A 16,615-nucleotide genomic window follows, 5' to 3' on the forward strand; every position below is an offset into this window, starting at 1 on the left:
GACGCGAAATGCCTGATGTTGTTGTCATCGGATGTGGAATCAGTGGTGCGGCCACAGCCTGGGAACTTGCGAAATCAGGCTGTTCTGTCACCCTCGTGGACCGATACGGTCCTGCAGCAATGGCGAGCGGGTGGACACTGGCCGGCGTCCGGCAGTCCGGGCGCCATCCTTCTGAACTGCCACTTGCCATGGCAGCCGTGAAAATCTGGGAAGGTCTGGACGAGGAACTCCAGGCCTCCACAGGCTACACGCAGCATGGCAATCTCAGAATTGGGCTGACCCCAGAAGACCTTCCGGCCCTGCGGGTGATTGCGCAGGACGGTGAGGCCGTGGGACTACCCATCGAAGTTCTTGCGGATGCACAATCCGTTCGCGATATCGCGCCAGCTCTCTCACCCGCGATTGCCGGGGCCACCTGGTGCCCGACAGACGGACATGCGGACCCGGATGCAACGGTAAACGCCTTTATCAATGCTGCCCGACGTCTGGGCGTTGAGACCGTTTACGGTGAGGCTGTGCTGTCTCTCGAGAGCCGGAGCCGCCGCATCTGCGGGGTGCGTACCACCTCGCGGACCATTGCAACAGATGCCGTTGTCCTGGCGACCGGCATTTCCGGAAATGAGCTGCTTGCCCCTTTCGGGAGCCCCCTTCCGGTTGACGTCAAAAACGTGACGGTCGTGCGGACCCGGCCTCTGCCGCCTCTGCTCTCGCAGGTTCTGTCGGTTGCCAGCGCCTGCAACTCGGACGCCGCCTGTGCCGGGCGGCAGCAACTGGACGGGGCGTTCCGTTTTACAAGCGGGATCAAATCCTGGGATGGCCTCATGCGGGAAAAAGACGGACGGCCCGTCATTGCTCCCACTATCGCCAGCCTTCTTGAGACCCTTCAGAGTTTCGGGGATGTCGTCCCGGCGGTCCGGGAGGCGGAAATCGACGCTTACTGGTGCGGTCTTGTCGATCAGACGCCGGATGCGCTGCCGGTTCTGGACCATGTCCCCGGTGTGGACGGTCTGGTGATGGCACGGGGGTTTTCCGGGCATGGGTTCTGTCTTGGGCCTTTAACCGGCAGGATCATGGCCGCTCTTGTTCAGGGGCAGGCTCCTCCGCTTGATATTTCGGCTTTTGCATTCAGCCGTTTTTCCGGTCTGACCACTCCTTCCAGCAGCCCCGTGACGCTCCATGGGTAATGGGAACCTCCTGTATGTGTTGCGGCTGGGCGGCGTGAAGATCCTGCTACTGCTGCTGGTTTCGATAACCGGGTTTACGCTCCTTCATCTTGCACCTGGAGATCCGCTCTCGCAGTTCACGCTTGCCCCCGGCATGACGGCGGAGCGGCTTGCACAGATCGCGCATGGTATGGGGCTCGACCAGCCTCTGTGGCGGCAGTATCTGCACTGGCTGCACGGCATCATGACGGGCGACTGGGGACGCTCGTTCCGGGATCAGTCGCCGGTTCTGGGCATCATCGTCTCACATCTGACCGCAACCATCGAGCTTGGTCTGGCTGCGCTGGGGATCTCGTTCAGTCTGGGGTTGGGTATGGGGCTGATGGGAGCTCTGCGCGCGGGACGAACTGTGGATGATGTGACGTCCGTGATCTCCATCATCCTTTTCTCGCTTCCGACCTTCTGGCTCGGGCTGGTGTTCATCTACATTTTTTCCGTGCGGCTTCAGTGGTTTCCAACCGGAAATTTCAGCAGTCCGGGCGACCGGTCCATTGTGGGGTATCTCAGGCATCTTGCCCTGCCCGCCCTTACGCTCGGGCTGGTTTCCGTCCCTGTCTGGAGCCGGTACATGCGGACATTCGCGGGCGAAATCCTGAAGCAGGACCAGATCCGGACGGCACGGGCTCTGGGACTGTCTTCCGGGCGCATCATCGTCCACCGGCTGTTGCGGGGCGCGCTGCTTCCGATGATTCCGGTGGCGGGGATTTATCTTCCGACCCTGCTTAGCGGGGCGCTCGTGACGGAGACGGTTTTCAGCTGGCCGGGGATTGGCCGTCTGTTTCTCGATAGCCTTCAGTACCGCGACTATCCCGTTGTCATGGGGGTTCTGATGTTCAGTGCCATTCTCGTTCTGGTCAGCAGCACGCTGGCGGAACTGCTGCATCATGTCGCTGATCCGAGGCTGAGGGCATGACGATGCGACTGCCTTCCATCCTGCGACGCCTGCTTGCCCATCCGCGTGGCATGATTCCTACACTCTATGTTCCCACCATCATCGTGCTGTGCGGGCTCGGGCCGTGGCTTCTGCCGTTTGGGGAGCTACATGTTGATCTTTACCATCGTTTCCTGCCCCCTCTTGGAAACGGGCATCTGCTGGGAACCGACGAAATAGGGCGCGATGTTCTGAGCCGGGTGCTGATGGGGGGGCGTGTTTCCCTGCTGGTCGGGCTGGTTTCGACGGCCATCAGCACCCTGATCGGGACGACGGTGGGGATTGTTGCGGGTTACCATGCCGGTCTGGCGCGCTTCCTGATCACGACTGTGATCGATGCCGTGCTGTGTTTTCCTGTCGTTTTTCTGCTGCTGACGCTTGCTGCGGTCCTGCATCCTGGCATCGGGACGATCATCGGCATCATCACGCTGGTGAGCTGGATGGAAGTCGCGCGCGTTGCCCAGAGCCAGACGCGGATTGTGCGGCGACAGGATTATGTGACGGCCGTCGTGGCCATGGGCGCGGGCGATGCGCAGGTTCTGTTCCGCGAAATCCTCCCAAACATTCTGCCGGCCATCATCGTCAGCGCGACCCTTAATATCGCCCGGGCCATCCTGCTGGAATCCTATGTCAGTTATCTGGGCTACGGCATCCAGCCGCCCGATGCGAGCTGGGGAAACCTGCTGAACAATGCGCAGGAATACCTGGAATCCGATCCATGGCTGGCCATTATCCCCGGTGCGGTGATTGTTCTGACGGTCGTCATGTTCAATCTGCTCGGAGATGCCCTGCGAGATGCCATTGATCCATCGAGGCGCAGCTCATGACTGACAGAAATGCAGCACCGCTCCTTTCAGTGCGCAACCTCACCGTCAACTTCGGTGGCCCCGATATCGTGGATGACCTGTCGTTCGATATCGGACAGGGCGAAATTGTGGCGCTTGTTGGCGAAAGCGGATCTGGAAAGAGTGTTGGCTCCCTTGCGATCATGGGCCTGCTGGAAAACGCGACGATTCAGGGCTCGGCCTCCCTGTCAGGAGGGGCGAGTTCGGGCGGGCAGGAGGCACCTACTGAACTGGTCGGTCTTCCTGCCCGCAGGCTGCGCGCCCTGCGGGGACGGCGAATCTCCATGATTTTTCAGGATCCGCTTTCCAGTCTGGATCCTCTTCAGACAATCGGCGGCCAGATCCGGGAAGTTCTGAAGGCCCACACCCGTCTGACAGGAGCGGCTCTGCACAGCCGGGCGATTGCCCTGCTGGAGCAGGTCGGGATTGTCGATCCGGAGGGGTGTCTGGCGCTGCTTCCCCAGCGCCTTTCCGGCGGGATGAGGCAGCGGGTCATGATTGCGCTCGCCATTGCGGCAGAGCCAGATCTGCTGTTCGCGGACGAACCGACGACGGCGCTTGACGTCACCGTGCAGGCTCAGGTTCTGCGCCTTCTGAAAGGGCTGCGAGACCAGACGGGGATGGCCATGGTCTTCATCACGCATAATCTTGCCGTCGCATCCGCCATCGCCGACCGGGTGATCGTTCTTTATGCCGGTCAGGTGGTGGAAGATGCCCCGGCGGATGTGTTTTTCCGGCGGCCCGCCATGCCCTACAGCCGGGCGCTGCTGTCTGCGGCACCTCGGCTTGAGGCTGTGCTGGCGGGATACGGCCATCTCGAGGCGCCGCGTGGACAGGTTCCTTCTCCCGGACAGAGAGGAACGGCCTGCCGCTTTGCCGCACGCTGCGATGACGTACGGGAAACGCCCTGTCTCGCGTCCATGCCGTCCCTTGTCTCCATCGCGGCGAACGGAGAGGCTCACCATACCGTTCGGTGTGCACGTTGGGAGGAACTTGCACCATGAGTACGGCTGTTCTGAGTGTGCGCGGGCTTTCGAAAACCTATGTTCAGCGGAAGGGCCTTTTCGGCGCGGTGAAGGAGACGCATGCGGTCAGGAATGTCTCGTTCGATGTGGGGCGCGGCGAAATCCTGGGGCTTGTGGGAGAATCAGGGTCGGGGAAGACGACTGTGGGGCGCATGGCCATGCGTCTTCTGGAGGCGACATCGGGGCAGGTTGTGCTGTCGGGGACGGATATCACGGTCTATTCGCATGCCCGTCTGCGGTCTGTGCGGCGCAAGATGCAGCTGATTTTTCAGGACCCTTCGGCATCGCTGAATCCCCGACAGACGATCGGCCGTATTCTCAGGACACCTCTGGCGCTGCGAGGGATCGACAATGATCAGGACATTCTCGAAACGCTGGCGCTTGTGGGAATGTCGCCCGATATCCTGAACCGCACACCGGCCATGTTTTCAGGTGGGCAAAGGCAGCGGCTGAGTATTGCGCGCGCGCTGCTGATGCAGCCGGAACTGCTGGTGGCGGATGAGGCTGTGTCTGCCCTGGACGTCTGTGTTCAAGCGCAGGTGGTCAATCTGTTCGTGGATCTGCGGGACCGGCTGGGGCTTTCCATCCTGTTCATCGGGCATGATCTGGCGGTTGTCGGCGTTGTTTCTGACCGGGTGGGCGTGATGTATCGCGGCGTTCTGGTGGAAGTGGCCAGAACGGCCGATCTCTTCCGCCGGCCGCGCCACCCCTATACGGCGCAGCTTCTGGCGGCAGCACCTCGGCATGGCGCCCCGCTGCCTCCGGAGCCAGCATCTTCACAGTTTTCACAGGCATCGGGGGGATGCGTCTTCGCCCCACTCTGCTCTCACATGACGTCCGAATGTCTCAACAGGCAGCCGGACCTCAGCGAGGTCGGCCCAGCGCATCAGTCGGCCTGTCTTCGGACAGAGCTGCAACTGAGCGGTGTTTGAATGTTCATGATAACAAAGGACAAGTGTTATGGGACCTGAAGTCAAATCCATCGTAACCGATCAGCTTCCTCCCGAGAGCGCGGATGTTGTCATTGTCGGTGGTGGGATTGTGGGGGTCAGCACGGCCTATGCCCTCGCCAAGCGTGGCATCTCGGTGGTCCTGTGCGAGAAGGGGCATGTCGGCGGAGAACAGTCCAGCCGCAACTGGGGATGGGTCCGCCGTAATGGGCGTGATCCCCGTGAACTGCCACTGATGATGGAAAGCTTCCGGATGTGGAAGGAGTTTTCCGACAAAAAGATCGATACGGGATTTACTGTCTGTGGTGTGCTGTCGGTTGCGAAGACGGCGGCGGATCAGGCGCGGCATGAGAAATTCGTTGCCGATGCCCAGCCTTACCAGATTGGCAGCCGGGTCGTGACCGGGCACGAGATCAACAACATTCTCCCAGGTCTGGTTGGGACGTTCAGGTCGGCCCTCTACAACCCGACAGACGGCCGGGCCGAGCCACAGCGCGCAGCCCCGGTCATTGCGCTGGCGGCGCGGGAGATGGGCGCGAGCATCGTGCAGAACTGCGCGGTGCGGGGCATTGACAGGGAAGGCGGGCGCATCTGCGGCGTGGTGACGGAGCTGGGCTATATCCGCACGAGCCAGGTTGTTGTGGCGGGCGGGGCCTGGTCCCGGCTTTTCTGCGGCAATCTGGGGGTCTCCCTGCCGCAGATGAAGGTCCTCTCCTCGGTCTGCCGGACGGCTCCGGTGCAGGGGCTTCCGGATGTTTCGGCCTATCTGGGCTCCGTGGCGTTCCGCAAACGTGATGACGGGGGTTACAATATTGCTCCCAGCGTCGGGCTGAGCGTGCCGATCGTGCCGGACATGTTCAAACTCGGACTGCAATATCTTCCGGCCTTCCGTGCTGAGCGCAAAGCCGTTTCCCCACGTCTGGACAACCGGTTCCTGACAGAGCTTCTGACGCCGACGCGGTGGGACCTCGACATGCCCACGGCCTTTGAGAAGACCCGGACCCTTGACCCCAAACCCAACGTCAAGCTGACACGCTCCATGGTCGCGAAACTGGAGGCTTTCTTTCCGTCCGTCGGGCATATTCCGGTTCTGCAGCACTGGGGGGGCATGATCGATGTTGTTCCCGATGCGGTGCCAGTCATTGATACGCTTTCTTCCGTACCCGGCCTGACCATTTCCACCGGGTATTCGGGGCATGGATTTGGCATTGGCCCCGGTGCCGGTCAGCTCACGGCCGATCTGGTCACGGGCGCGACGCCTGTTGTGGATCCCACGCCGTTCCGGCTTTCGCGGTTTACGGACGGCACCCCCATCCGGCTGATCGGTGGCTTCTGACGAATGGCAGGCTCCTTTCAGCTCTCCCGCCGCCAGAGCCTGACCCTTGCCGCGGGATTTCTGGGGGGGATGGCCTGCCGAGCCTTTTCTCCCCGACATGCCGTGTCTGCCGACGCCCCGACTTCGGCGGTGGGGAACGCGCCATCCAGCCAGAGGCAGGTCATTGTTGGTCTGTCTCAGGAGCCGACCGTCTTTCATCCCCTTCTGCCTCACATCGAAGTGGATGACGGGGTACTGATGAATCTTTTCAGTTCCTTGTGGCGGATCAATGCTAAGGGGGACTTTATCCCGGATCTCGTCACCGCCATTCCGTCCCTTGAAAACGGGGATATTTCCCCCGATGGCAGAACCTGGCGCATCCGGCTTCGGAGCGATGCGCTTTGGCATGACGGACAGCCGGTCACGGCAGGCGATGTGCTGTTCACGCTCCAGACCCTGCGCGATCCGGCATTTCCGGCCTATACCCGCAGCGGCTTCGGCCTCATCGACCATATCGAGCAGACCGGCCCCTTCGAGTTGAGCTGGCATATGCGCGAGCCCTATGCGCCCTTTCATGCCGTACTTGCGAGTGCCATGATTGTTCCGTCGCATTTGTTGAAGGACAGGAGCGACACATCCGCCTTTTCGCGCGCGCCCGTTGGGTCCGGGCCATTCGTCTGGGGCGATCGGATTCCATCCGAAGAGATCCGCCTGAAGGCCAATCCGCATTATCATCTTCCCAAAGCAGAGATCGAGGAAGCGATCATCCGGTATATTCCTGATCTGACCGTGATGTTCACGCAGTTCGAGACCGGTGAAATCGATTATCTCGGCATGCAGGGCATTCTGCCTGACCGCTATCCGCAGGCCCGCACTCTTCAGAAACGGACCATCATCCAGGCCCCCCAGCCCTTCGTGGAAGGGCTCGCTTTCAATATGGGGCGGCCGTATTTTCAGGATCTGGCCGTCCGGCAGGCGATTTACGAAGCCATCGACAAAGAAACCATGCTCAAGACCCTTTTTCAGGGCATTGAGATATCAACGGAATCCTTCCTGCCCGCTGAATCTCCTTTCTTTAACCCCGATCTGCCTGCGCACCGCTTCGATCCCGATGCGGCCGCGGAAAAACTGGAACAGGCGGGCTGGCGGAAAAACCGTGATGGGGTGCGGTCGCGCAATGGCATCCGGCTGGAATTTACGAATGCGACGACCTCAAGCAATGCTCTTCGCACGCAGGCGCAGGAGATCATTCAGCAGTATTTGGCGGATATCGGCATCATCATGCGGATCGAGGACCGGCCCGCAGCCGTGATGTGGGGGCATTACTGGGTCAATTCCGAGTTCGATAGCGCGCTGGTTTCCGTTGATTACATGACCGGATCTGATCCGGACGCATCCAGTTTCTTCACGTCAACGGTCTCCCCGGCGAAAGGTGGACGGGGGCAGAATGTGTTCCAGTACGCCAATCCGGTTGTTGACAGACTGTTTCAGGAAGGGAACAGAACTTTTGATCGTGCAGCCCGCATTCAGTGTTATCGGCAGATCCAGAAAATCCTGCGTGAAGATCTGCCCATGCTGCCGTTCTATCAGGTTAATAATATTGAAGGCGTAAAGGATGATCTGGCGGGCTATGAAAGTAACGTCAATGTCCGCTCCAATTTGTGGAACCTGCCACAATGGCATTGGATATGACGATGGCAGGCAAAGCGCTCTGACATAGCGATCTACCTTCGAGGGTTCAGTAAAGGTCTTCTTCCGAGCAGCTGATTGAAAGTTCGGCCACATTGGCTGTATTCGGCAGGTCCAGAACAGCCAGGATCATGCGTGCGATATCCTCTGGCTGCGTCATGTCCGCATCGCCTTTTGAGGTAATGCTCCGGGCCATATCGGTCGCGACGAAACCGGGGCAGACGGCCGTTGCCCTGATGCCATCTGCCCAGCCTGTCTTCTTGATACTATGCGCCAAGGCCACGGCGGCATGTTTGGTGATGGCATAGGGGCCCGAGCTGGCGGATTTGACACGTTTTCCGGAAAGTGAGGCTAGAATGATGACACGTCCCCGCTGACAGGCCTTGAGAGAGGCCCATGCGGCCTGAACCAGCCGGATTGGCGAGCGCAGATTGACCGTCAGCATCGTGTCCATATCCTCGTCACTGATATCGATGATTGAGGATGGGATCATGACGCCGGCATTCGCAATTACGGCGTCAATCCGGCCATAATGGGCGAGTGTGGCTTCGACCCATGCTTTCTCCTGATGTTGCTTCGCATCGAATGTGTGCACGAACATGTCCGGGCCGGACGTCATGGAAGATGCATCCCGGACACCCGCGCTAATCCGCCAGCCGGCCTGCTTCAACTGTTCGGAAAGAATTTTTCCGATACCACGACTGGCACCCGATATCATGACGACACGGTTGGCTGAGACTTCATTCATGATGAACTCCGTATTTCCTGAAGGAGATGGCCCAAAAGACCCGTGACAAGACAGTACGTTCGATGTGAAGCTGGAATGATAGACACAGCCTGGGAAAATGTAATGCTGTTTGATGAACTGTCAGTTCAAAAATTCCATATCAGGGTCTTGATTGCTGGAGCGTGCGGCATTTTCACGGATGGTTATGTTCTGGGCTCCATCAGCCCTGCCCTTCCCAGTCTGACATCGGCATTACATCTCAGCCCTCATCAGACGGGTCTGGTGGCGTCTGCTCCGCTGGCCGGGCTTTTGTTCGGAAGTCTTCTTGCTAGCCCGATCCTCGATAAAATCGGGCGCAGAATTCCTTTTGAATTCGACATGATGTCTTTTGTATTTCTGGCGTTTTTGCATGCTCTCACTTCAGATCTGACCAGTCTGCTTATCCTGCGTTTTATTATCGGTTGTGTACTGGGTGTCGATTACGTTGCCGGCAAGCTGTATGTCAGTGAGTTCCTTCCTTCGGCGTTTCGCGGCAAGCTGATGAGCTGGCTGAGTGTGGCCTGGGTGGGGGGGTATACGTCTGCTTACGCCATTGGCTATGTCATACATCTCGTCTGGCCTCAGGGGACGTGGAAAATCATTTTCATGAGCGCTGCCTTTCCTGCACTCTGTGCAGCGATTTTGCGCTACGGGATGCCGGAATCCATTCTGTGGCTTCTGGCCCGGCGGCGCATTGGCGATGCCCGCAGAGTCGCAGACCGCTATTTTGGTGCTGTTAAACTGCCGTCATGGAGTTCTGATACGCAGTCTACTGGACGCTCAGGCACACTGCGTCGTGTGGTGGAGTTATTCTCCGGGCAGCAATGGCGCCGCAGTATTGGCGCGACGCTTTTCTATGTTTTGCACAATGTTCCTTATCTTGTCCTGAGTGCGTTTCTGCCAGAAGTTCTGCGGAATGTGGGGCTTCATGATCCGTTCAAGAGCGGACTGTTTTATGATGCACTGTTGTTCAGCGGTGCTGTCACAGGATTATGGATTGTAGAGCGTTTCCAGCGACGGGCGCTGATTGTCGGTAGTTTTGTTCTTCAGGGGAGCTGTCTTTTCATCGTCAGTCTATTTGCGCTTCCGCCACTGATGACGCTCCTGCTTCTGACGGCTTTTGGCTTTATCCTGACCGCGGCGGACTGTCTGACCTATGTCTATCCGCCAGAAGTTTTCCCGACGGATCTGCGGGCCACGGGTGTGAGCTTGATGGTTTCCAGCAGTCGGCTTGTTGCGACATTAAGCACGATGGCCTTTCCCGCTGCCATCGCAGAATACGGGCTGTCGGCCAGTTTGGCAGCGATTGCCGTTCTTTTATTCGCAGGTGCTGTGATCTGCGGCTTCTGGGCTTCTGAAACGCAAGGGAAAAAGTTGTCTACCTGAGGGGCTAAAAACGCTAACAGCCGCTCGTGACGTGCTCAGTTACCATTGATCGTCCTAAAGAGTTTTTTTTGAGTATAGGCTCTGTTTTCGTGATCCCGAGCGCATGCGTCTGGCTTTTTCCCAAACGTTTTCTTCTCCGCCATCTGTCTTGCCGCGACTATCATCTTCTGGCTATGAGGCCTGAGCCTAAGATCGGACTTGGGTATAATCTAGCCGCTGCATAATCTCCAAGAAGCGGTGGGTAAGGTTGTCGGATTTCTTCTCGGTCGGGTAACATACACGAAACTTAAATTTCATGTCGGGTGAAAATTTTCGGACGATAATGTTCGCATCGTCAGGTGGGATATAGAATGGATGCACGATGGAGACGCCCAGCCCTGCCGAGACGAGGGACAGCAAGAGCGGTGCCGTGTTAACGACATGGGCGATATCCAGCGTTGCGTTTTCCTGCTGGAAAATGTCCCGGACCAGACGGGCCGTCAGTGTTTCCATACTGAATGAGATGAACGGGACGTTCGTCAGGTGATGTGGCGTGATGATGGTTTGTGCCGTAAGTGGGTGATCGCGAGGCATGATGCAGACCATCGGGCGCTCCATGAGCGAAACGCACGTGATTTCGTCCGACAGTTCCTGGCTGCCGATCACACCGATATCGATCGTCTTGTTGGTAAGGCCACGCATGATATCGATTGAGGGCAGGGAAACGATATTGAGAAAGACGTTCTCGTTTTTTTCAAGATAAAGTGCGGCTGCCCGGGAAATAAAACCTGTTGAGAGAGCGGGCAGGACGCCGATAACCAGCTCCCTGTTCTTGCGGCGCCTGATGGCCTGAACGACATCTTCGATCTTGTTGAGGCTGTGATACAGGTAGGACACTTCTTCATATAGTGTTCTGGCTTCGGCAGTGGGCCACAGGCGACCTTTTGCGCGCTCAAACAGTTCCAAACCGGTATCGATTTCTAGGTTCCGGAGCAGTTTGCTGGCCGCAGGCTGGGAGATGTTTAGCTCTACGGCTGCCGCACTGACGGTTTTTTGTTCCATCAGGGTCGTGAAGAGTTCGATCTGCCTGAAATTCAGGGGCTTCATCGCGGCCATAACCTTCCGGAATAGGATGGGTCAAAAACGGTCTTAGACAATTCATAATTGAATATGCAACGTTCTTGTGCCGAAAGAATGGGGTGTGATGTTCGATTGCGTCGTCATCGGGGGTGGAGTTGTCGGTTCGGCCATCGCCTGTGGTCTGACTTCGCATCTGGATTCTGTTTTGATGATTGACGGAAGAGACAGCTATCCGCGCGCTGCTCAGGCGAATTTCGGACTGGTCTGGTATCAGAGCAAGGGTGTGAGTATGCCTGCCTATCAGCGTCTCTCCCGGCTGGCGACCCGAGCCATCAGTGTATTTCTTGATTTGCTGCGTGTTTCAGCCGTTCGTCAGTGGAGCGGTCGACGCGTAATCACGCCGGATATCGTACCCATTTTTGGGCGCAGTTCGAGGTTTCCAGGAACGTATTTCTGTATCTGTCATTCGGGGGTAACGCTGGCGGTCTATCATGCTCGCAGCCTCGTTCAGCGTCTCTTCGGATATGTGAGTGGGCATGACGTCCAGCAGTTCAGTGCCAGGAGATTCGATGTTCAGGCTGCTTGAAGATGACTGGGGCAGAGTGGAGAGCACGGTGACGATCGAGATCGACGGGTATCCGGTCATCGCGCAGATCGGAGAAACGGTGGCGTCTACGTTGTTGCGTGTCGAAGCTTCCTGGAGCAGGACGACACCGGTCTCCGGTGCTCGGCGGGCTCCGTACTGCATGATGGGTGTGTGTTTCGACTGTCTGATGCTCGTCGAGGGAGAAGGGCTGGTGCGTGCGTGCCAGACATCTGTCCGGGCGGGTTTGAAGGTGCAGCGGCAGATGGGGCCAAGGAAGGTAGGGCCGTCATGTTGAGGCCTGATCTTCTGATCGTGGGAGCCGGACCGGCAGGAATGAGTGCTGCGATCGTTGCGGCGCGTGCGGGGTTGAAGGTTGTCGTCGTTGACGAGCAGCCGACCCCCGGAGGCCAGATCTGGCGTGGGATCGAAGCGAATGCGGGGACGTCCCGCGGCAGGGCGCTGGGGGAGCAGTACTGCTCCGGTCTGGCGACAGTCCGGACGTTTCGTGAATGTGGGGCGGTTTACTGGCCGTCCACTCGGGTCTGGCAGGTCGAGTCCACTCTGGGGACATATGTTACTGGTCCCGGGGGGACACGTGTGGTCGCCCCACGTCTGGTTCTGATCGCGACAGGGGCGCAGGAGCGTCCGGCTCCGTTCCGGGGATGGACGTTGCCTGGGGTCATGACGGTTGGAGCGGCGCAGATCCTGCTCAAAAATCCCGGAAGTGTTCCTTCGGAGCCTGTCTGGATAGCAGGATGTGGGCCGCTGGCGCTGCTTTATGCACATCAGCTGATCAGAATGGGGGGAGTGGTGGCGGGTTTTCTCGATACTCGGCCTTCCACTCCGCTGCGTGAAACGTTGCAGCTTGCAGGCAGGGCCGCCCTACGGAGCAGCCGTGAGCTTGCCAAGGGTGCGTCTTGGTATGCGGAACTGTACTGTCGTGCGGGACGCTATGTTCCGGATGTTGTTGATCTTCAGGCTCTGGGGACGGATCAGCTTGAGGGCGTACGCTACCGGACGGCAGCCGGACGGGTGGAAGAGATCAGGACGTCTCTTCTGCTGGTTCATGAAGGGGTTCTGCCCGAGCTGCATACGGTGCGCAGTCTCGGATGTGAAATCCAATGGGATGCCGGGCAGGCCGCATACAGGCCTGTTCTGAATGAATGGGGCGAGTGCAGCCATCCCGATATTCTGATCGCGGGGGATGCGGCAGGTATTGGTGGCGCCGTGGCTGCTGTCCATCGGGGCAGGCTGTCGGCTCTACGCATTCTACAAAGACTCGGGAAAGTCGCTGCTGAACCCGAAATGACCGAGGAGAACTGTCGGGCAGCCCTGGCGCATGCTCTGGTGCTGCGTCCTTTTCTGGATCGGGTTTTCCGGCCGCGCGAGCAGGTCTTTGCGCCGGATGACGACACGATCGTCTGTCGCTGCGAGGAACTGCGGGCTCGTGATCTGTGTGCGGCGCTGTCGGGGAGCGTGGGGTCGAACCAGCTCAAGGCCTTTACCCGGGCTGGAATGGGGCCTTGTCAGGGGCGACAGTGCGGTCTGACCGTGGCGGCCTTGATTGCCGCCGCCGAGGGGCGGCACATGAGTGAGGTCCAGCCTTTCCGGGTGCGGCCGCCCCTGAAACCGCTCCGGCTCTGCGATCTGGCAGGTCTGGCAGATGAAAGTCGTTCGTCATGAGGGCAGGGCAGGCGACGACTGCCGTGATCGGCGGAGGGCTGCATGGTCTGGCCTGTGCGCTGGCTCTGGTGCAGCGGGGGCAGGATGTTGTGCTGTTCGAACGGTCATGGATTGGGCGGCGGGCATCGAGTGCGACGGCGGCAGGTGTTCGAACCCTGTGGCGTGACCCCGCGGAAATTTCTCTTTCCCTTGAGGCGCTGGAACGATGGTACCGGATGGATGCGCTTGTCGGGGATGACTGCGGATTTCGGGCGGGAGGTCAGATCAAGGTTGCCGAAAGTCATGCCGAGATGGAGGCACTGGCGGCCCGCTTCGCCCAGATGCGCGAGCTTGGGTTCCATCATGAAGAACTGATCGATGCCCGGGAACTGCGTCGGCTGGCTCCCATGATCAGTGAGCACTGTGTCGGAGGGCTAATCGCCCGTCGCGATGGAGCGGCTGACCCTCATCGGACGATTGCCGCATTCCGCCGGGCTGTCGAAGGACATGGCGCCGTCATTCGCGAAGGGATTGCAGTTATGGCGCTTGAACCTGCGGTCGGAGGCTGGCGCGTTGTGACGGATGCTGGAAGTTGGACAGTGCGTCATGTCGTCAATGCGGCAGGTGCCTGGGGCGCTCAGGTCTGTCGGATGGTCGGCGAGGTAATCCAGTTTGGGTACAAGGCTTCCATGGTGTTTGTCACCGAACGGGTGGAGCAGGCGTTCAGACCGGTGTTCAGCACGGTCGGTCGGTCCTTGAGCTTCAAGCAGTCTTCGCAGGGAACACTGGTTGTCGGTGGCGGGATCCAGGGGGGGGGCGATCTGGAAAAGGGGTTAACGCAGGTTGATTTTCGTGCCCTCGCTAAAGGGGCAGCGGCAGCGCAGGAGCTGTTTCCGGCCATCCGGAACGTCCAGATCGTGCGGGCCTGGACGGGTCTGGAGGGGAAGACGCCTGACCTTCTGCCTGTCATCGGGCCGTCCGCACGTGCTTCCGGCGTCTTCCACATATTCGGCTTTTCCGGACACGGGTTCGAGCTTGTTCCCTTGGTAGGGGAGATTGTCGCCGATTGCATCACCTACGGTCGGTCCCGTTACGATATTGGCTCCTTCGATGTCGCCCGTCTTCTAACTTGAGGTGTGCATGATGTCTGGAAAGAACCTGAACGCTGAAAATAGTCTGTCAACGGTTGCTCTCATGCTCCAAATAGGAATGAATGTCGACGTAACGTTTGCCGCTTTCCCGGCCTTGGAGGCTGAAGAGCTGGCCTATTGCATGGCCCCCTCCACCCCGCATGATCCGTCTGCAGCCATTCTAACCGAGATCAGAACAATCCGTGCGATACAGGAAATTGTGGTCTGGAAGTACGAATTACCCGATGTCGACTCTTGCATCCCTCAATGGAGCACAGGGCAATCAGGATATTTTCATCGGAAAGAGACGGTGTGGGATGTGTTTAAGTTCAGTATTGAAAATGAATGGTTGCCAAAATATCGAAAAATTTCCATGAAATCTTTCATATTTATGTAAAATTCTGTCCTTAATTACTTATATGTATCTTATTTTTTCAGTTCCTATTTTAGGGATATTAATTCTAATTATTCGATATTTGTGAAAAATCAGAGCGTGCCTGCTTACAAGACGGTGGATCTGGGCTTTGGTTATCATTTTCCGTCTTAAGGGCCACGGTATAATGCGACGCTGAGTGACTAATGGTTGTTATCTCAAATCTGTCGCAGTAGTCGTTGCTATTTCGAATTATATGCAGGGCGTTTACGGTACGACCATCGCAGCCGGTATGCCTGAGTATTATATGGCCGCCCTTTTGGGCTTCATGATGAATTTGTCCACGGATTTCTAAAAACAGAGTGTGCAACAGACAACTTTTCTGGAGGGAATTCATGAGTTTGCTACGGTCTGGACTTCTCGTGAACCGATGGGCCATTCTCCTGCTTATTATTGCTCCACTCAATTTTTTGCTGGGCGTCGACAGGAATGCCCTGACTGTATGCTCTCCCCTTGTGCGGGCAGATCTGCAGATTGGTGCAGTTGCGATGGCGGGGCTGATTACTACTGCAACGGCCATCTATGCTTTTCTGCAATTGCCAGCGGGGTGGTTTGTTCAAAAGATCGGTGTTCGTTGGGCGCTTTTCGGGGCTTGTCTGCTATGGTCAATCGCGACGCTCGCAACCGGGCTCCCACATTCCCTGTGGCAGTTCGCGGCCGCCCGGATTGCCCTCGGGATCGGTCAGGCGCCGGACTGGGTGGCGTCGATCCTCGCCTTGAAGCTTCTTTTTTCGGAAAAGGACCGTGAAGCTGCAAATTCGGTTCTGCTTGGATCTCTGTACATTGGTTATTCCGCCAGCGGATGGCTGACTGCCTGGCTTATGGGGTTCGCAGGCTGGCGATGCAGCTTCCAGATCTTCGGACTGGTGGGAATAGCCGTGAGTGTCCTCGTGTTTGTGCTGTATGGAGGGGCATCGCTGGAGCCTTCCCCGCAGGTCAAGGAAGATGGGAATGCCGGAAAACGGCCTGACATTCGCAGGTTACTCGGTGTCATGCCGGTTGCCCTGTTTTACGGCATCGTCTGCTGCCTGCAGAGCTTCTTTCACGTGACCTTTTCCCATTTTGTCATGAATCGTTTCGCGCTGAGTGCGACGACAGCAGGTCATGTCTTTTCGCTGCCCTGGCTGGTTCTGTACGTGGCTGCGATCGGGTGGGGCGCGGGTATCAGAAGTTTGAAGAAGGCCTACCCGTCATTCGGACTGCGACAGCAGACATATATGGGATGCATCGCAATCGTTATCGCCGCACTGGGGCTGGGGGGCGGTATCCTGTGCAGCAATATCGTGATGTGTCTGGGGCTGTTTGCCGTGTGCATGCTGTCAATCGGACTGTGTCAGGTTTTGACCTGGACGCAGGTGCAGCGTTTTGAATGGGGAGCGGCTATCGCGGCCGGGGCGGTTGCTCTGGCAGGAAATCTTGCCTCTTCCGCTGCCCCGGTCGGATATGAAATGATATTCGCCCGTTCTGGCGGATGGGGCACTGTTTCGCTTGTTATCTGTGTTCTGGGTGGAATGGGCGTCATCGTCTGGCAGCTGGCGCATCGGAAGGACGGTGCGGTCAGCCGGTTGGACAGCATGAGCATCCAGAAAGGTACAGACACGCTCTGAAAGTGACA

General features: G+C 58.1%; 16 protein-coding genes. 14 read left to right on the forward strand and 2 right to left on the reverse strand.

The genetic code is table 11. The features are described from left to right. The first annotated feature begins 8 nt into the window (after positions 1-8). Genes GSP01_RS08035 through GSP01_RS08065 form a run of 7 tightly spaced genes read left to right on the forward strand, consistent with a single transcriptional unit; the run spans position 9 to position 7,981 of the window. A complete protein-coding gene (locus GSP01_RS08035) occupies positions 9-1,184 on the forward strand; it encodes an NAD(P)/FAD-dependent oxidoreductase (RefSeq protein WP_141352491.1) in 1,176 nt (391 codons plus the stop codon). Continuing rightward, complete coding sequence (locus tag GSP01_RS08040; RefSeq protein ID WP_141352493.1) at positions 1,177-2,136, forward strand: ABC transporter permease; 960 nt, start codon at positions 1,177-1,179, stop codon at positions 2,134-2,136. Before GSP01_RS08035 ends, GSP01_RS08040 begins: the two co-directional genes overlap by 8 nt. Beyond that, positions 2,133-2,981, forward strand: coding sequence for an ABC transporter permease (locus tag GSP01_RS08045; protein ID WP_141352495.1), 849 nt, complete (start codon positions 2,133-2,135; stop codon positions 2,979-2,981). Before GSP01_RS08040 ends, GSP01_RS08045 begins: the two co-directional genes overlap by 4 nt. Beyond that, entirely contained in the window at positions 2,978-4,003 is a 1,026-nt protein-coding gene (locus GSP01_RS08050; RefSeq protein ID WP_141352497.1) for an ABC transporter ATP-binding protein, read from the forward strand. Before GSP01_RS08045 ends, GSP01_RS08050 begins: the two co-directional genes overlap by 4 nt. Continuing rightward, positions 4,000-4,956 (forward strand): oligopeptide/dipeptide ABC transporter ATP-binding protein, encoded by a 957-nt coding sequence (locus GSP01_RS08055; protein ID WP_141352499.1) that lies wholly within the window; start codon positions 4,000-4,002, stop codon positions 4,954-4,956. The genes GSP01_RS08050 and GSP01_RS08055 overlap by 4 nt, the downstream gene beginning before the upstream one ends. A gap of 28 nt (positions 4,957-4,984) precedes the next feature. Next, positions 4,985-6,310, forward strand: a complete 1,326-nt coding sequence (locus GSP01_RS08060) for an NAD(P)/FAD-dependent oxidoreductase (RefSeq protein WP_141352501.1) — start codon at positions 4,985-4,987, stop codon at positions 6,308-6,310. A 3-nt stretch (positions 6,311-6,313) separates the two neighbouring features. Further along, entirely contained in the window at positions 6,314-7,981 is a 1,668-nt protein-coding gene (locus GSP01_RS08065) for a peptide ABC transporter substrate-binding protein (RefSeq protein WP_141352503.1), read from the forward strand. 46 nt (positions 7,982-8,027) lie between these two features. Here the strand turns inward: GSP01_RS08065 and GSP01_RS08070 are convergent, their stop codons facing one another. After that, positions 8,028-8,726, reverse strand: a complete 699-nt coding sequence (locus GSP01_RS08070) for an SDR family NAD(P)-dependent oxidoreductase (protein WP_141352505.1) — start codon at positions 8,724-8,726, stop codon at positions 8,028-8,030. Between the two features lie 102 nt (positions 8,727-8,828). Here GSP01_RS08070 and GSP01_RS08075 point away from each other — a divergent pair, with 102 nt between their 5' ends. Continuing rightward, positions 8,829-10,130 carry an MFS transporter gene (locus GSP01_RS08075; RefSeq protein ID WP_167495499.1) on the forward strand — a complete coding sequence of 434 codons (1,302 nt, stop codon included), beginning with the start codon at positions 8,829-8,831 and terminating at the stop codon, positions 10,128-10,130. Between the two features lie 186 nt (positions 10,131-10,316). Here the strand turns inward: GSP01_RS08075 and GSP01_RS08085 are convergent, their stop codons facing one another. Then, positions 10,317-11,216: a LysR family transcriptional regulator gene (locus tag GSP01_RS08085; RefSeq protein ID WP_167495500.1), complete on the reverse strand. Its 900-nt coding sequence runs from the start codon at positions 11,214-11,216 to the stop codon at positions 10,317-10,319. Between the two features lie 97 nt (positions 11,217-11,313). On the opposite strand from GSP01_RS08085, the gene GSP01_RS08090 reads away from it, so the two are divergent. From GSP01_RS08090 to GSP01_RS08115, 6 genes are all read left to right on the forward strand, one after another. Beyond that, on the forward strand, positions 11,314-11,775 hold the full coding sequence (locus tag GSP01_RS08090; protein ID WP_141352511.1) for an FAD-dependent oxidoreductase: 462 nt from the start codon (positions 11,314-11,316) through the stop codon (positions 11,773-11,775). After that, positions 11,759-12,070: a (2Fe-2S)-binding protein gene (locus tag GSP01_RS08095; protein ID WP_141352513.1), complete on the forward strand. Its 312-nt coding sequence runs from the start codon at positions 11,759-11,761 to the stop codon at positions 12,068-12,070. The genes GSP01_RS08090 and GSP01_RS08095 overlap by 17 nt, the downstream gene beginning before the upstream one ends. Beyond that, positions 12,064-13,458 carry an FAD-dependent oxidoreductase gene (locus tag GSP01_RS08100; RefSeq protein ID WP_141352515.1) on the forward strand — a complete coding sequence of 465 codons (1,395 nt, stop codon included), beginning with the start codon at positions 12,064-12,066 and terminating at the stop codon, positions 13,456-13,458. The genes GSP01_RS08095 and GSP01_RS08100 overlap by 7 nt, the downstream gene beginning before the upstream one ends. Further along, positions 13,455-14,570 carry an NAD(P)/FAD-dependent oxidoreductase gene (locus GSP01_RS08105; RefSeq protein WP_141352517.1) on the forward strand — a complete coding sequence of 372 codons (1,116 nt, stop codon included), beginning with the start codon at positions 13,455-13,457 and terminating at the stop codon, positions 14,568-14,570. Before GSP01_RS08100 ends, GSP01_RS08105 begins: the two co-directional genes overlap by 4 nt. 7 nt (positions 14,571-14,577) lie before the next feature. Next, the gene (locus GSP01_RS08110) at positions 14,578-14,964 is read left to right on the forward strand and encodes a hypothetical protein (protein WP_141352519.1); all 387 of its coding nucleotides are present in this window, start codon (positions 14,578-14,580) and stop codon (positions 14,962-14,964) included. 371 nt (positions 14,965-15,335) lie between these two features. Further along, positions 15,336-16,607, forward strand: a complete 1,272-nt coding sequence (locus tag GSP01_RS08115; protein ID WP_141352521.1) for an MFS transporter — start codon at positions 15,336-15,338, stop codon at positions 16,605-16,607. Positions 16,608-16,615: the final 8 nt, after the last annotated feature.

The sequence above is a fragment of the Gluconobacter sphaericus NBRC 12467 genome, from assembly GCF_006539125.1.
Lineage (GTDB): Bacteria > Pseudomonadota > Alphaproteobacteria > Acetobacterales > Acetobacteraceae > Gluconobacter > Gluconobacter sphaericus.

Coding starts and splice junctions, on each gene's coding strand:
- GSP01_RS08065 (WP_141352503.1), top strand. CDS start 6,314: ATGGCAGGCTCCTTTCAGCTCTCCCGCCGCCAGAGCCTGACCCTTGCC.
- GSP01_RS08040 (WP_141352493.1), top strand. CDS start 1,177: ATGGGTAATGGGAACCTCCTGTATGTGTTGCGGCTGGGCGGCGTGAAG.
- GSP01_RS08110 (WP_141352519.1), top strand. CDS start 14,578: ATGATGTCTGGAAAGAACCTGAACGCTGAAAATAGTCTGTCAACGGTT.
- GSP01_RS08100 (WP_141352515.1), top strand. CDS start 12,064: ATGTTGAGGCCTGATCTTCTGATCGTGGGAGCCGGACCGGCAGGAATG.
- GSP01_RS08070 (WP_141352505.1), bottom strand. CDS start 8,726: ATGAATGAAGTCTCAGCCAACCGTGTCGTCATGATATCGGGTGCCAGT.
- GSP01_RS08075 (WP_167495499.1), top strand. CDS start 8,829: ATGCTGTTTGATGAACTGTCAGTTCAAAAATTCCATATCAGGGTCTTG.
- GSP01_RS08085 (WP_167495500.1), bottom strand. CDS start 11,216: ATGAAGCCCCTGAATTTCAGGCAGATCGAACTCTTCACGACCCTGATG.
- GSP01_RS08115 (WP_141352521.1), top strand. CDS start 15,336: ATGAGTTTGCTACGGTCTGGACTTCTCGTGAACCGATGGGCCATTCTC.
- GSP01_RS08055 (WP_141352499.1), top strand. CDS start 4,000: ATGAGTACGGCTGTTCTGAGTGTGCGCGGGCTTTCGAAAACCTATGTT.
- GSP01_RS08105 (WP_141352517.1), top strand. CDS start 13,455: ATGAGGGCAGGGCAGGCGACGACTGCCGTGATCGGCGGAGGGCTGCAT.
- GSP01_RS08095 (WP_141352513.1), top strand. CDS start 11,759: ATGTTCAGGCTGCTTGAAGATGACTGGGGCAGAGTGGAGAGCACGGTG.
- GSP01_RS08045 (WP_141352495.1), top strand. CDS start 2,133: ATGACGATGCGACTGCCTTCCATCCTGCGACGCCTGCTTGCCCATCCG.
- GSP01_RS08050 (WP_141352497.1), top strand. CDS start 2,978: ATGACTGACAGAAATGCAGCACCGCTCCTTTCAGTGCGCAACCTCACC.
- GSP01_RS08035 (WP_141352491.1), top strand. CDS start 9: ATGCCTGATGTTGTTGTCATCGGATGTGGAATCAGTGGTGCGGCCACA.
- GSP01_RS08060 (WP_141352501.1), top strand. CDS start 4,985: ATGGGACCTGAAGTCAAATCCATCGTAACCGATCAGCTTCCTCCCGAG.
- GSP01_RS08090 (WP_141352511.1), top strand. CDS start 11,314: ATGTTCGATTGCGTCGTCATCGGGGGTGGAGTTGTCGGTTCGGCCATC.